General features: G+C 76.4%; 14 protein-coding genes. 2 read left to right on the top strand and 12 right to left on the bottom strand.

Features of this window, described 5'->3' with window-relative positions:
- Positions 1 to 30: 30 nt before the first annotated feature.
- Positions 31 to 1098 carry an LCP family protein gene (locus KPL59_RS06550; RefSeq protein ID WP_226359485.1) on the bottom strand — a complete coding sequence of 356 codons (1068 nt, stop codon included), beginning with the start codon at positions 1096 to 1098 and terminating at the stop codon, positions 31 to 33.
- 269 nt (positions 1099 to 1367) lie between these two features.
- Here KPL59_RS06550 and KPL59_RS06545 point away from each other — a divergent pair, with 269 nt between their 5' ends.
- Positions 1368 to 1673 (top strand): hypothetical protein, encoded by a 306-nt coding sequence (locus KPL59_RS06545; RefSeq protein ID WP_226359484.1) that lies wholly within the window; start codon positions 1368 to 1370, stop codon positions 1671 to 1673.
- Positions 1674 to 1743: 70 nt separating this feature from the next.
- On the opposite strand, the gene KPL59_RS06540 is transcribed toward KPL59_RS06545, so the two are convergent.
- The 3 genes from KPL59_RS06540 to KPL59_RS06530 all read right to left on the bottom strand — a co-directional run bounded on the left by KPL59_RS06540 (position 1744) and on the right by KPL59_RS06530 (position 4326).
- Positions 1744 to 2844: a methyltransferase domain-containing protein gene (locus KPL59_RS06540; protein WP_226359483.1), complete on the bottom strand. Its 1101-nt coding sequence runs from the start codon at positions 2842 to 2844 to the stop codon at positions 1744 to 1746.
- Complete coding sequence (locus tag KPL59_RS06535) at positions 2841 to 3431, bottom strand: dTDP-4-dehydrorhamnose 3,5-epimerase family protein (RefSeq protein WP_226359482.1); 591 nt, start codon at positions 3429 to 3431, stop codon at positions 2841 to 2843. Before KPL59_RS06535 ends, KPL59_RS06540 begins: the two co-directional genes overlap by 4 nt.
- Before the next feature lie 151 nt (positions 3432 to 3582).
- Entirely contained in the window at positions 3583 to 4326 is a 744-nt protein-coding gene (locus KPL59_RS06530; RefSeq protein ID WP_226360543.1) for an SDR family oxidoreductase, read from the bottom strand.
- 44 nt (positions 4327 to 4370) lie between these two features.
- Here KPL59_RS06530 and KPL59_RS06525 point away from each other — a divergent pair, with 44 nt between their 5' ends.
- Complete coding sequence (locus KPL59_RS06525; RefSeq protein WP_226360239.1) at positions 4371 to 5597, top strand: putative glycoside hydrolase; 1227 nt, start codon at positions 4371 to 4373, stop codon at positions 5595 to 5597.
- 14 nt (positions 5598 to 5611) lie between these two features.
- Here the strand turns inward: KPL59_RS06525 and KPL59_RS36770 are convergent, their stop codons facing one another.
- From KPL59_RS36770 to KPL59_RS06485, 8 genes are all read right to left on the bottom strand, one after another.
- Positions 5612 to 6727: a glycosyltransferase family 4 protein gene (locus KPL59_RS36770; RefSeq protein ID WP_226359479.1), complete on the bottom strand. Its 1116-nt coding sequence runs from the start codon at positions 6725 to 6727 to the stop codon at positions 5612 to 5614.
- The gene (locus tag KPL59_RS06515; RefSeq protein WP_226359478.1) at positions 6724 to 7605 is read right to left on the bottom strand and encodes a methyltransferase domain-containing protein; all 882 of its coding nucleotides are present in this window, start codon (positions 7603 to 7605) and stop codon (positions 6724 to 6726) included. The genes KPL59_RS36770 and KPL59_RS06515 overlap by 4 nt, the downstream gene beginning before the upstream one ends.
- A complete protein-coding gene (locus KPL59_RS06510; protein WP_226360238.1) occupies positions 7581 to 9107 on the bottom strand; it encodes an oligosaccharide flippase family protein in 1527 nt (508 codons plus the stop codon). The genes KPL59_RS06515 and KPL59_RS06510 overlap by 25 nt, the downstream gene beginning before the upstream one ends.
- 7 nt (positions 9108 to 9114) lie before the next feature.
- Positions 9115 to 10140 (bottom strand): hypothetical protein, encoded by a 1026-nt coding sequence (locus tag KPL59_RS06505; RefSeq protein ID WP_226360237.1) that lies wholly within the window; start codon positions 10138 to 10140, stop codon positions 9115 to 9117.
- Positions 10141 to 10172: 32 nt separating this feature from the next.
- Entirely contained in the window at positions 10173 to 11360 is a 1188-nt protein-coding gene (locus KPL59_RS06500) for a glycosyltransferase (RefSeq protein WP_226359475.1), read from the bottom strand.
- 47 nt (positions 11361 to 11407) lie between these two features.
- Positions 11408 to 12292 (bottom strand): class F sortase, encoded by an 885-nt coding sequence (locus tag KPL59_RS06495; protein WP_226360236.1) that lies wholly within the window; start codon positions 12290 to 12292, stop codon positions 11408 to 11410.
- A gap of 3 nt (positions 12293 to 12295) precedes the next feature.
- Positions 12296 to 13195, bottom strand: a complete 900-nt coding sequence (locus tag KPL59_RS06490; protein ID WP_226359473.1) for a DUF4397 domain-containing protein — start codon at positions 13193 to 13195, stop codon at positions 12296 to 12298.
- 144 nt (positions 13196 to 13339) lie between these two features.
- A complete protein-coding gene (locus tag KPL59_RS06485) occupies positions 13340 to 13981 on the bottom strand; it encodes an HNH endonuclease (RefSeq protein ID WP_369804849.1) in 642 nt (213 codons plus the stop codon).
- Positions 13982 to 14058 lie beyond the last annotated feature (77 nt).

Here is a 14058-nt window from a genome sequence, read left to right as displayed (position 1 = left end):
GAAGAACAGTACATCGAGGAACGATATAGGTCACGACGGCGTCGAGCTCAGCGCCTCCGTCGGGTTGCGGTCCGCGTACTGCGCCACCGCCCCGTTGCGGACCGCTCCCCACAGCTCCGCACGGCGCTGCTCGTCCAGGTAGACGACCGACTGCTCGCCCTCCCGGCCCAGTCCGGCCACCGGCGCCGTCACGAACGCGACGCCCGACCCGCGCAGGTTGCGGTTCTCCAGGGCCAGCCGGACCAGCCCGGTGTTCGACAGCGAGTCGTCCACGCTCACCGCGTCGCCGACACTGGTCGCGAACGAGTAGAGCGCGGTCGGGTCCGTGGTGGCCTTCTCCTGCACCTTTGCGAGCAGCGCCTTGATCGCGTTCTGCTGGCGGGCGGCGCGGTCGATGTCGCCGTTCGGGAGGCCGTGGCGCTGACGGACGTAGGCCAGGGCCTGGGCGCCGTCGAGGTGGTTCTCCCCCGCCCGGAAGTCCACCCCGGCGTTGCTGGTGGCCTGCGCGACGGTCACGTCGATGCCGCCGACCGAGTCGACGAGCGAGGTGAACCCGGCGAAGTCGACGACACCGAAGTGGTCCACCCGCACCCCGGTCAGCTTCTCCACGGTCTCGATGAGCAGCGGGGCACCGCCGAAGGCGTAGGCAGCGTTGATCTTGTTCATGCCGCGGCCGGGGACGTCGACCCAGGAGTCGCGCGGGATCGACACGACGCTGGCGTGCTCGCCGTCGGGGGCGAGGGTGCCGAGCATGATCACGTCGGACCGCTGGGAACCGGCGTCGACCCCCGGGGCGGCGTCGGTGCCGGTGGTGGGTGCCTCGGCCCGGGAGTCGGTGCCGACGAGCAGGAACGTGGTGCCGCCGGACGTGGCGGGACGGCTTCCCGCGTCGATCCCGCGGAACGCATCCGGGATGCGGGCGATGCCGCCGCCGATGCTGGAGGTCAGGTAGGCCACCACGCCGCCGACCGCGAGCAGCAGCACGAGCACCAGCGCCAGCAGCACGGCCAGCACCCGCCGCCCGCGCCGACGGGGACGCCCGCCACGCAGGCCGGGCACCACGTCGTCGTGCCGGGTCGGGGGGACGGCATTGCGCATCGGGGCTCCTGGGTCGGGCGTGGGTGGTCGTCCGGTCCGTCGCGTCCACGCGCACGGCGTTACGCGACACCGCACGGTCCCACTCCCGGTGGTGCGCCACGCCACCGGACCGTGCACGACAGACCTTCAGTGTGCACACAGCGCAGTCACAGGGACGTGCTGTGTCATCAGATGCAGGGAACCCACGGCGCTGGTGCTGACGGTCCCGACGGACGGGGCGATATCAGGGGCAGCACGGCCGCACGGCCCTCGTGCACCGAGGAGGAACCATGAACGTCACGCCCGAGACCCCCGCCACCACCGTCCCCGTCGGCACCGTCCCCGCCGCCGCGATCCCGGCTCCGCGGGCCGCTGCGGAGAACACCGCCCTGCCGCCCGTCGGGGCCGCCCCAGTCGCGGTCGACCTGTGCCGCTGCGGTCACGAGCGCGACGCCCACGACCACTACCGCGCCGGCACCGACTGCGGTGTCTGCGGCACCTCCTGCCACGCCTTCCACGCCAGCACCGGCTCCGCCGAGGGCCGCTCGTTCGGTCGCGCCGCCCGCCTCACCTCGGCCCTGCTGCGCCGCCGCTGATCCCTGCGCGTCCCCGGACGGTCCGCCGGGAGGCGGGGCACGAACGCCTCCCGGTGCCGGTCCGGCCGGGTCACGCCCGGACCGGCACCGCGTCGGGGAGCAGCCACCGGCCGCCGGCCGCCTCCACCTGCGGCAGTGCGCGGCGCATCTCCGGGAGCAGATCGTCGACGAACAGCAGCACCGACCGCGGCGCCGCCGCGACGAGCGCGTCCGGGGCGACGATCGGGATCGCCGTCCCCGGGGTGCGCCTGCCCTGCTTGGCGACCGAGCCGTCGGCGATCGCGGGCAGCAGGTCCGGGCCGATCCCGGCCCGCGACAGCAGCGCCACCGCCCGCGACGCCGCGCTGTAGCCCCACACCGGGCGACCGGCGGCGCGCTCGGCCTCCAGGAACTCCCGCACACCCGTCGTCGTCCGGTCCGTGGCCCGCTGCAGTGACGCGACCGTCGCCGCGTCGCGCACGCCGGCGGCGGCCTCGGCCGCGACCATCGCCCGCACCGACTCCTGCTGCTCGCCGCCCGCCCGCGCGACGAGCAGCACGGTGCCGCCGTAGAGCGGGAACCACCAGGCCCGGACCGCGGCGAGGCCGACGGCCTCCAGCATCCCGACCAGCGCCGGGGTCGAGTAGTAGGCGAAGTGGCCGTGGCGCAGGGCGTTCCACTGCGCGCCCTCGACGATCGTGCGCAGCGTGTGGAACCCGATCACCAGCGTCCCGCCCGGCCGCAGCCGGGCGGCCCGCTCACGTACGGCGGCGGCCTGGTCGGCGTCGTGCATGAGACCGAGGTTGTCGACGACGACGTCGGCCGGTTCGTCCGGTGCCACCGGTGTCGCGCCGGTCGCAGCGAGGTCGGCCACCCAGGAACCGCCGTGCGGGCTGCCGTACTCGACGAAGGAGACCCCCGGTCCGACGACGCCGGCCGCGGCGAGGGCGGCGACGGCGGCCCGGCCCTGCTCGACCAGTGCCGCGGGCTCCAGGCCGACGACCTCCTCCACCCCGCCCGGGTCCTCGGCGAGCTGGGCCAGCCCGCAGGCGTCGCACAGCCACATGCGCAACGGGAACGTCGCGTCCGGACCGGGGTCGGCGGCGGGCGGGAAGGTCGCGCAGTCCGGCTGGACACCGAGGTCGAGCACGACCTGCCCGTCGGTCCCCGCGCAGAACCGGCAGGCCGTCACCGGCGGCCCTCCTCGCGCGTGCTGGGGACCTCGACCGGAGCGCCGTCGAGGGTGCGCAGGTAGTCCGCCCAGGACGGCGCGACACGGTCCCGTTCGCTGGTGGCCGACGGCGGCATCGGCCAGTCGACGCCGAGGTCGGGGTCGGCCCAGTGCACCGAGACGGCCTGGATCGGGTCGTGCACGCGGTCGATGGCGTAGCAGACGTCGGCGACCTCGCCGACCACCTGGAACCCGACGAGCATCCGGCGCGGCACCCGGATCGAGACCAGGTCGCGGTCGTCGAGCCGGACGGCGACGTGACGGCCCAGCGTCGGCGACTCCAGTCGTCCGTCGACGACGACCAGGTGCGCCGCGCCGTGCGCCACCCGGATGATCTTGCCCTCGCCCCCGTGGTTGCGGCCGTGCAGCCCGCGGAGCACGCCGTGCCCGGAGCGGGACTGGCTGTCCTGGACGTAGTCGGCGCGGGTGATGCCCCACTGTCGCGCCACGGCGTCGTCGTAGGTGCGGGAGAAGAAGCCCCGGTCGTCGCGGAAGGGGCGCGGCCGGAAGAGCAGCACGCCCTCGATCGCGGTCGTCTCGACGTCCATCAGTGGTTCCTCCACCGCCGGCGGCCCGGTCGGCCGCACCGCGGGCGAGGTCGCGTCACCACTGATCAACGTTACGGGGTGTCGCGGCGACGACGGCCCGTGCGGCGCCGAACAGCACGAACTCGCGCGTTGCGCAACCGAACGATGACCGTCAGTGACGATCGCGACGGCCGAGCATCCGCACCACCGGGCCCAGGACGCGACCCGCGGCGTCCCGCAGCCGGGTGTCGGGCACCTCCACCACCGCGGTGTCCCGCCGCTGCGCGTCCAGCGCGGCCGACGCCACCTGTTCTGGGGTTGCCCACCGCCACGCCGGGACCCAGGACACGTCCTCGCCGTGCCGCTCGTGGAACGGGGTCCGGGTGAACCCCGGGCGCACCACGGTCACCCGCACCCCGTGTGGCGCCGCCTCGTGGCGCAGCGCGCCGGCGAGCGCCTCGACCGCCGCCTTCGTCGCCGAGTAGACGGGGGTGCCCGCCGTGGGGTGCACCGCCGCCGAACTGGACACCATGACGATCCCGCCCCGGCCGCGGCGCAGCATCGAGGGCAGCGCGGCCCGCGACAGCCGCGCCACGGCGGTGAGGTTCAGCGCGACCTGGGCGTCGATGTCGTGGTCGGTGTGCTCGGACAGCGTGCCCGGCCCGGCCGTCCCGGCGTTGTTCACCAGCAGCCCGACCGGGGCCTCGGCGATCGCCTGCTCGGTGGCGACCAGACCGGCGTCGGTCCCCAGGTCGGCGACGAGTGTCCGGGACCGCGGCACCCCGGCGGCGACGTCGCCGAGCCGCTCCGCGTCGCGCCCCACCAGCAGTACCGGGACCCCGCGGCGGCCCAGCTCCCGGGCGAACGCGGCGCCGATCCCGCTCGACGCGCCCGTCACGACCGCCTGTTCCGTCATCACGGTCCCTTCCGTCCCCCACGCCCCGGGTCCGGGATCTTGGCATGATCGGAGGTGTGTGTCACCGCCGCGTCCTCGTCACGCTCGTGCTGGTCGTGACGGTGCTCGCCGGCTGTGCCGCCGCGGCCGCTCCCCCGGCACCGTCGGGGACCGAGCCCACGAGCGCCCCCGCGGTGTGCGGGCTGTGGCTCGCCACCGGTGGCACCCCGACCGACGAGCAGGTCCGCTACGCGGCCGGGCGCTACGGCGTCGTCGTCCTCAACGCCTGGGACACCGACGTCGCGCGACGGCTGCGCGCCCAGGATCCGGGGATCGTCCTGCTCGTCTACAAGGACCTGTCCTCGACCCGCGGCTACGCCGAGGTCGGGCTGCACGGCGGGCTCCTGCCGACCGGCGTCGACGGCGCCACCGCCGACCCGGCCTGGTTCGCCACCGACACCGCGGGCCGGCGCATCGAGTGGGCGCCCTACCCGCAGCACTGGCAGATGGCGGTGTGGGACGAGGCCTACCAGCGGGCCTGGACCGAGCGCATCGTCGCCGAGACCGTCCGCGACGACTGGGACGGGGTGTTCGCCGACAACGACATGTCCTCGCTGCGCTTCTACTCCGACGCTGTGGTCGCCGGGACCCCCGACCGCAACGGCACCGACACTCTGCTGCGCGACGGCCTCGACGCGCTGGTGACCCGCGCCGGGACCGCGCTCGGCGAGCGGGGCAAGGTGCTCGTGCCGAACCTGTCCGAGGCGCGGCTGTTCCCCGGCCGCTGGACCCGGCACGCGCGCTTCGGCGGGGCGATGGAGGAGAACTTCGCCCAGTACGGCGAGGACGGCGCCCTCACCACCTGGCAGGGCCACCAGTGGGCGGAGATGCTCGCCGCCCCGCCGCAGGACCTGACGCTGCTGGTCACCGCGACCGCCGGGCGGCCCGAGGCGCGGCCCGGCGCGGCCGAGCGGGCCGGGTTCGCCGGGGCCGCGCTGCTCGGCGGGCCGTCGCGCTCCTGCTGGACGCCGTCGACCACCCGGGACTACTCCCTGCCCGAGTGGTCCGGCTACCGGTCGCTCGACCTGGGCGCGGCGACCGGACCCGCGGTCCGCGACGGACGCACCGGTGTGTGGACCCGCGGTTTCGCCGGCGGCTGGGTGGCGCTCAACCCCACCCCCGACGACGCCGAGGTGGCGGCCCCGGGCGGGCTGCGGACCGTCGACGGGGGCCGGATCGGGGACACGGTGAGCATCGGATCCGCTGACGCGACGATCCTGGTGCGACGCTGACCCGCCCACCCCGGTCAGCCGAGCAGCGAGCGGTAGAGCGCCAGGTGCGACCGGGCCGACGCCGCCGCCGAGTACCGCTCGGCGGCCCGGGCGGCGAGCAGCTTCCCGGTCAGGCCCGGGTCGGGGTCGGCGAACAGCGCGCGCAACGCCGTCGCCAGTGACTCCGGGTCGCCCGGGGCGGCGGTGAAGCGGGCGGCGCCGGGGGCGGCGAGCATCGTCGTGGTGTCGCCGGTGTCGGTGGCGAGCACCGGCTTGCCCGCGGCCATCGCCTCGATCACGACCAGCGGCTGCTGCTCCATCCGCGACGGCACGACGACGGCGTCCGCGGCACGCATCAGCTCCGGCACGTCGGTGCGGAACCCGAGGAGCCGGATCCGGCCGCCCGAGGCGGCCGCGCGGGCCTCGATCGCGGCGCGCTCGGGGCCGTCGCCGACGACGGTCAGCGTCGCGTCGGCGGGGAACACCCCTGGCCGCTCCATCGCGTCGATCAGGTCGGTGATCCCCTTGCGGGGCAGCAGGAGCCCGGCCGTGAGGAGGTGACGCACCGGCCCGGCGGGCGGATGGGGCGGGCCGAGGTCCAGGCCGTTGTCGATGTGCACGAGGCGGCGCGCGGGCACCCGCAGCCGCCCGGACAGGAACTGGCGCATCGGTTCGGCGCAGACCACGGTGCGGTCCAGCACCCGCCCGACGACGGCGTCCGCGGCGAGTGTCGCGCGGGTGTAGCGCGACGGGGCGGGCGCTGCGGCGGTGCCGCGGAACCACGCCTCGCCGACGTCCTCGGGGACCCCGTGGTAGGTCTGCAGCAGCCACGGGCGGCGGCGGCGCCACGCCGTCGTCGCGAGGACGAGGCCGGCGCGGCGGTCGTGGGCGTGCACCAGGTCCGGACCCCAGTCGTCGATCCGGGCGAGCAGCGCACGGGCCGCGGCGACGTCGGTCTTGTCCCCCACCCCGGACTCGGTGAACACCTCGGCCGGCACGCCGGAGCCCCGGGCGGGCAGCGGGCCGAACACCCGGACCGTGGCGGCACCGGTGCGGTGGAGCTCCCGGGCCAGCGTCAGGCACACCTCGACCGGGCCGCCCCGGTCCTGGGTGAGGACGAACGCGACCCGCGGCGGCCCCGCGGGGCTCACTGGGCGCCCCGGTACTCGCCGGGCATCGCCGACGCGGGCAGCGGGGTGTCCGAGCGCGCCCCCAGGAACCACACGCCGCTGGCGCCGTCGGACTGGAAGGGCTCCGGGATGACCCGGTCCAGCAGGCGCAGCCAGAACAGGGCCAGCCGCACCGCCCGCCCGGCGGCGCGGGAGCGGGTCAGGCCGGTCACGACGGCGCCGATCGTCCAGATCAGCTGCACGCCGGGCCCGCCGACCACCCCGGACCCGACGCGGTCGAAGTCACGGAACAGCCAGCGGTGGCCGGACTCGGTGAACCGGGTGAAGTCGTAGGGGCCCTCGTGGACCTGCTGCAGGAACGGCGTCTCGGCGTAGACGAGACCGCCAGGGACGAGCACGCGGTGGATCTCGGCGACGACCGTCGCCGGATCGAGCACGTGCTCCAGCACGGCCTGCACCACCACGCCGTGCACGACTCCGGCGGCGAACGGGATGCGGTGCCCGTCGGCGACGAACTGCACGTGCGGGCTCGCGTAGATGTCGAAGGCGAGGACCTCGACGCCCGCGTCGGAGTAGAGCCGGTCCGCGCCATTGCCGATCTCCCCGCCCCCGACGACGAGCACCGTCGGGCGGGGGTGCCGGGCGCGGAGCCGGTCGAGGAACACGTCGAGGTTGCGACGGGTGCCGCTGTCGGGGTTGGTGATCCGGCGCAGGTTCCGGCGCAGCGCGGCGAGCGCGCCGTGCCCCCGGTCGATCTCGCTGGCGGCGCCGCCGGCGAGCAGCCGGTCCCGGTCGAGGACGCTGGTGGCGAAGTCGACGTACACCGGGGTGCCGCCGACGTGGAGCGGCTCGTCGGGCCACTCGACGAACGCGCTCAGCCGCTCTGCGGGTGCGAGCATGTCCCCACCTCCGGGTCGGTCGGGCGGGCCCCGTCGTCCGGGGCGTCGCGAAGTCCACCGCGCAGGTCGCGCAGCAGGTCGAGGTTGGTCAGCGCGGCGACGGCGGCCACCGTCACGACGACGACGGTGCCGGCCGCCAGCAACGCGGGCACCGAGGCCGGGTCGTCGGCCCCCGCGGCGCGGACGGCGAGGTCGGCGAGCTCGCCCGCGGCGAGCGCCGCGGCCAGCCCGCCCACGGTCCGCAGCACGGGCCACGGCCGGGGGAGGCCACCGGCCCGGTACAGCACGAGCAGCGCGGGCGGGACCACCAGCCACACCGCGACGAGCTGCGCCCAGGCCGTCGCGACGACGCCGTGGGGGACCAGCAGCGCCAGCCCGGCGACCAGCAGCGCCAGGTGCGCGAGCTGCAGCAGCAGGTAGGCACCCGGCCGGTCCACGGCCCGCACGACCTCCTGCAGCATGTACTGCAGGCCGAAACCGATGCCGTACCCGCAGAGCACGACGAGCACCGGGGCCGCCGGGGCCCAGCGGCCGTCGAGCACGACGATCCGTTCGGCGAGCAGGGCGAAGGCCACGTAGGGCACCCCGGCGAGCACGAGCAGCGCCCGGACGAACCGGGTGACCGCGGGCCGCAGGTCCCGGCGCTCACGGCGCAGCCGGGCGTACACCGGGAACGACACCGCACCCAGCACCAGCGACACCATCACGTACGGCGCCCAGGCGATCCGGAAGCCCAGCGAGTACACGCCGACCGCGTGCGGGCCGAGCGTGCGGGACACGGCGAGGTAGTCGACGTTCACCAGCAGCACCGCGACGACCGCGCCCGGGCCGACGACCCGGGTCCAGCGCAGCGCCTCGGTGGCGGCCGCAGTGTCCCAGCCGGGGCGGATCCGCACCCCGGCGGCGATCCCGAGCAGCGGCAGCGCGACCGCACCGGCGAGCAGACCGACCGGCAGCGACAGCGCGCCGAACCCGCCCGCCGCGAGCGAGACCGCGAGCACCGAGGAGACCAGCGCGGACCCGACGTCGGGGACCATCCGGCGGCGGAACTGCAGGCTCCGGTGCATGAGCCCCATCTGCACGCCGCCGGCCGCGGTGAACGGCAGCGACAGCGCCGCGATCCGCACGAGCGGTTCGGCGTGCGGCGCGCCCATCGCCGCCGCGATCGGGGCGGCGCCGAGCAGCCCGGCCAGCGCCAGCAGCACCCCGATGCCGACCGAGATCGTCATGAGGACGCCGGCCATCGTGCCGGGGTCGCGGTCGGTGCGGGCGACGATGTCGAAGACGCCCATCGACTGCACGACCTGCCCGACGCCGATCAGCGCCACGGCGACGGTGACCAGGCCGAGCTCGGACTCGGTGAGGAACGCGGCAAGCACGACCGTCAGGACGATCTGGCTGCCCTTGGCCAGCAGGTTGACCAGGCCGAGCCACAGGGTCCCGCGGGTGGCGCTGCGGGCGAGACCGGAGGCGGAACCGGTGTCGGCCCCGGTCGGGGTCACGGTCATCTCAGGACACGACGGCGGCGAGCACCCGGGTGCCCGGGCGCAGCGAGCGGACCACCGCGTCCAGGTCGGCCCCGTCGGCGGCCCGGTCGACGACGAGCACGAGCGACTCGTCGGCCTGCCCGCCCGCACGGTCGCCGGGTTCCCGGGCCAGGTCGGCCTGCAGACCGAGCACCGCGTCGGCGACGCCGGGCGACCCGGCAGCGACCTGGACCGGGCCGCCCGCGGCGCGGGCCAGCACGAGCAGGCGCTCGCCGGCGTCGGGGTCGCGGGCGCTCAGCACCGGGACGATCCCGTGCCCGGCCGCGACCAGCGTCGAGAGCACCGAGCGGCGCACGTCCCCGCGGCGGGCACGCATCCGGCCGACCAGCACCACGGCGGTGCCCAGCCCGGCGAGCGTCCCGGCGATCAGGCCCAGCCCGACGCCGAGGGTGAGGTCCGGGCCCTTCTCCAGCAGGGTGGCCTGCCGGTCGAGGACCCGCAACGTCCCGGCCGGGGCGAGGAGGTCGGCGGCGGCGACGCGTCCGGCGAAGGCCTCGGCCAGGCGCGCGGCGAGCTCCGGGGACCCCGCCGAGACCGACACCCGGGCCACCCCGGAGCCGGCGAGCAGCTCCACCGACACGTCGTCGGCCAACTCGGTGGGGGCCGGGCTCCCGGGCACCGCGGCGGCGACGGCGTCGAGGGTCGACGGGGAGGTCACCAGGTCCGCGATCGAGGGCATCGCCAGGGTGACGACCTCGCCGTAGCTGGTGGACACCCCGGACTCGCTGATCAGCGCGGAACCGGTGGAGCCCGAGGGCAGGGCGAGCAACCCCACCCGACCCTCCCAGCGGCCGGGCAGCGCCGCGAACACCCCCGCGACGAGCGCAGCCACCAGCAGGCCCACGAGCACCGCGACCGCGGCGACGCGCAGTCCCGGGCGGCGGGGCCCGGCGGCCGTGGCCGTGCGGGTGGGCGGCGGCGGGGCGGGGTCCACGGGCGTCGTGCCCGGGGCGTACCGATCGCGCACCACACCGTTCGACCTGCTCACCGCGTTCCTCCCCCACCGAGCGGTCCTGTCGATCACCCGGTTACTCCTGACTCGCTCCCCGCCGTCGATCCGTTTCCCGGAGCCGTCTCCGGCGGGGATGACGTGGGCCACTCGCCAGCGGCCAGCTCGGCGACGATTCCGACGATCCGGGCCGTCATCCGGCTCCGGTCGAACAGCTCCTCGGCCCGGGCGCGGGCCGCCCGGCCCTCCCCGGCGGCCAGGCCGGGCGCGGCGAGCCGCAGGGCGATCGCGTCGGCGAGCGCGGGCACGTCGCCGGGCGGGACGGTCCGCCCGGCCGGTCCGACCGCCTCGGCCATCCCGGTCACCGCGAAGCCGACGACCGGTCGGGCGCTGGCCATCGCCTCCAGCGCCACCAGCGGCATGCCCTCCCACCGCGACGGCAGCACCACGACGTCCGCGGCCCGGTGGTACGGCGCGGGGTCGGTCGTCGGCGGGTGCAGCAGCACCGAGTCCCGCAGCACCGGGTCGGCCGCGCAGCGTGCCCGCAGCGCGTCGGCGTCCGGTCCGTCGCCGACGACCAGCAGCCGCGCACCGGGAACCCGGGCACGGACCGACGGCCAGGCGTCGAGCAGCAGGTCCTGGCCCTTCTGCTCGGTGACCCGGCCCAGGCACAGCGCCCAGGGCCCCGGTCCGAGGCCGAGCACGGAGCGGGCGTCGTCCGGCCCGCCCGGGGTGAACCGGTCGAGGTCGACCCCGTTCGGGACGACGACCGCGGCACCGCCGATCCCCGCCGCGCGGCCGGTGGCGAGCTCGTCGGCGGAGACGCACAGCAGCAGGGAGGTCCAGCGGGCGCCGACCCGTTCCCAGGTCCGGGCGGCGCGGGCGAGGGGCCCGGCGACGGCGTCGAAGGACCAGGCGTGCGGCTGGACGATCGTCGGGACCCGACCGCGGACGGCGAGCCGCCCGGCCAGCCCGGCCTTCGACGAGTGCAGGTGCACGACGTCCGGTGCGGTGCGGGCCACGATCCGGGCGAGCGCGCGGACCTCCGCGAGGACCGACCGGCCGGGCGAACGGGTCGCCTGCCAGGTCCGTACCGGCACACCGGCACCGCGGGCGGCGTCGGCGAGCGGACCGTCGGGGCAGGCGAGGCTGGCGTCCCAGCCGCGGTCGTGCTGGTCGGCACACAGCGTGCGCACGACGGCGGCCACCCCGCCGTCGACGGGCTGGCTGACGTGCAGGACGCGTAGGGGGCGGCTCATCGGGGCTCCGCGGGGTGCGGTCGGTGGCGGCGTGGCGGCATGGAGGTTCAGTGGACGGACGCGAACACGACGACGTTGTCGGTGTAGGAGCGGACGGCACGGTCGAACGACCCGCCGCAGGTGATCAGCCGGAGCTGGGCGTTCGCGGTGCCGCCGTAGACCTCGGCGGCGGGGAAGGCGTCCTTCGGGTAGGTCGCGACCCGGTCGACGGTGAAGGTGGTCCGCCTGCCGTCGGTGCGCGGGACGACGATCTGCGCGCCGACCGGGATGTCGCGCAGCCGCCAGAACACCGCGGGCCCGGCGACCGAGTCGACGTGCCCGACGATCACCGCGGGCCCGGCCTGGCCGGGCCGGGGACCGGCGGCCCACCAGCCGATCCGGCCGAAGTCGACCGGGGCGCCGAGCGTCCCGTCCGGGCCGACGACCAGCTGTTCCGGTGCGCCGGCGGTCAGTCCGATCGCGGGGACCACCAGCCCGGACGGCGGCGCCACCGGACGCGCGGCCCGGGCTCCGGTCGTCGCGACGGTGGCGGCGCGGGTCGCCTCCGGGGCGGACGGCCCGGTGACCGAGGCGGCGGTGACCACCGGCGGCGACGACGGCCCCGGCTCCGCCGCCGGGGTCAGCACCGGGACCAGCGGCAGCGCGAGCACCGCGGCGGCGACGGCGGCCCGGGCCGCGGGCCCGCCCGGGGTTCGGGCGACCCCGGCGCGCGCGGACACGCCCACCCCGGACGCCGCCGCCCGCAGCCGCCGGACCGGCCCGGGCGGGGTCCGCAGCGGCGGGGTCCAGGCGGGGGCGGTCGGCGTGCGCAGCGGCGCCCGCCAGGGCAGGCCGGTCGCGTCGAGCCACGTCGGGTCGGGGGTTCCGTCGGGACGGGTGCCCTCGGTGCGGGTGCCCTCTGTGCTGCTGCTCTCGGTCCGCGACCCGGCCACCGTTCAGCCCCTGCGGCGGGCGGCGCGGAGCACCGAGGTCCCGTAGACGAGGACGGGCGCCGCGAGCAGGCACAGCACCAGCGGCAGCACGCCAGGGCCGTCGTCGTCCGCCGTGCCGCCGGCACCGGCGGGGACGCCGCCGCGGGGCGGCGGGGCGCCGCCGTGAGCGGCGGCGGGCGCGGGGCCGACCGGCAGGCCGGGGGTGTCGGTGATCGGGTGCGCCGTGAGCGCCCCGCCGGGGCCACCGGTCACGACGACCGTGGTGACCGACCCGGCGCCGACCGGGAGCTGTGCGGCCTCGGTCGCGGCGCCGGAGGACAGGCGCACGTCCCAGGTGCGGGCCGCGACGGTCGCGTAGTCGGTGACGGCGCCGTAGGCGAGGTCGGTCGCCAGCCGGGGGCCGCCGACCGCGAGGGCCTGCAGCGGGGTGGGCGTCCGGACACCCTGGACGATCCGGACCCGGCCGGAGCCGGCGGCGGGCGCGGTCAGGTCGTCGGGGACGAGGTCACCGCGGACCTGGCCGGAGCCGGTGTCGAAGAAGAACAGCGACTGCGTGGTGCCGGGTGCGATCTGCAGCCCCGCCGACAGCGGTGCCGGCCCCGCCGGGTCACTCCCGACCGGGCGCATGGTCACCGTGTAACGCCCCGGGACGAGCCGCAGGTAGCCGGTGACGTCGCCGTACGCGGCGTCCCGGGCGACGACCTGCTCGGTCGAGCCCGCGCCCTCGGGGCCGGAGATCGTCGCGACGACGGCGCCGGTCCCCGGCGACAGGTGGCCGAGTCGCAGCTGCCCTGTCGGCTGCGCCGCGCCCGCGACCGGCGCGAACGCCAGTCCGACCGACATCGCGAGCAGGATCGTGCCCACGAGGACGGCGGCCCGTTCACGTCCGCTCCGCCCGTGCATCCCGCTCTCCCCCCGCCCCGTGTCCGGCTCGGTCGCCGAGCCCGTCGCATTACTGAATGCAACGATCTCGCCGGCGCGACTACCCACGATCAGGGCATAGTGGCCAAGTTCATCACTCTGCGTGCCCGACCGTGGACGAGCGGCTCACGCGGCGGCGGTCAACCACGGTTCCCAGGCCGGCAGCGGCTCCACCGCGAGCACCAGGACCCCGGCCCCGTTGCGGGCCGGCGGTGCCGGAGTGGTGCGCAGCGTCCAGCCGATCTCCTCGATCAGCCGGTCGGCCTTGCGGGAGTTGCAGGCCTTGCAGGCGGCGACGCAGTTCTCCCAGCTGTGCGCCCCGCCGCGGCTGCGCGGGACGACGTGGTCGATCGTGTCGGCACGTTTGCCGCAGTAGGCGCAGCGGCGGGCGTCGCGACGCAGCACACCGGCCCGGGTCATGGGGACGACGCGGCGGTAGGGCACCCGGACGTAGCGCGACAGGCGCAGTACCGACGGGGCGGGGAGCGAGAGGGACTCGGAGCGGAACTCCGCCCCCTCGAGCGCCTCCTGGAGGCACTCGGCCTTGCCGGAGAGCAGCAGGCAGATCGCACGTTTCGACGTGACGACGGCCAGCGGTTCGAAGCTGGCGTTGAGGAGCAGGACCCGGGACCCCGCCGGGATGCGAGCCGTGGTCGGCGGCTCGGTCCCCGGTGCCGGGACGGGATCGTCGGGGAGCGGGTCGACCGCTCTCAGGTCGCCAGGGACGATCATCTCGGCACCACTGGGGACGGGTTGTCGGTACGGCACGCGACCACCTCCGGAACGCACGAGGTCCGTGATGTAGTCGACCATACGGAAGCCCGGTTACGCGAGGGTGATAACGC

Source organism: Pseudonocardia sp. ICBG1142 (assembly GCF_020496255.1).
Classification (GTDB): Bacteria; Actinomycetota; Actinomycetes; order Mycobacteriales; family Pseudonocardiaceae; genus Pseudonocardia.
This window is presented reverse-complemented; position numbering and strand designations above follow the sequence as displayed.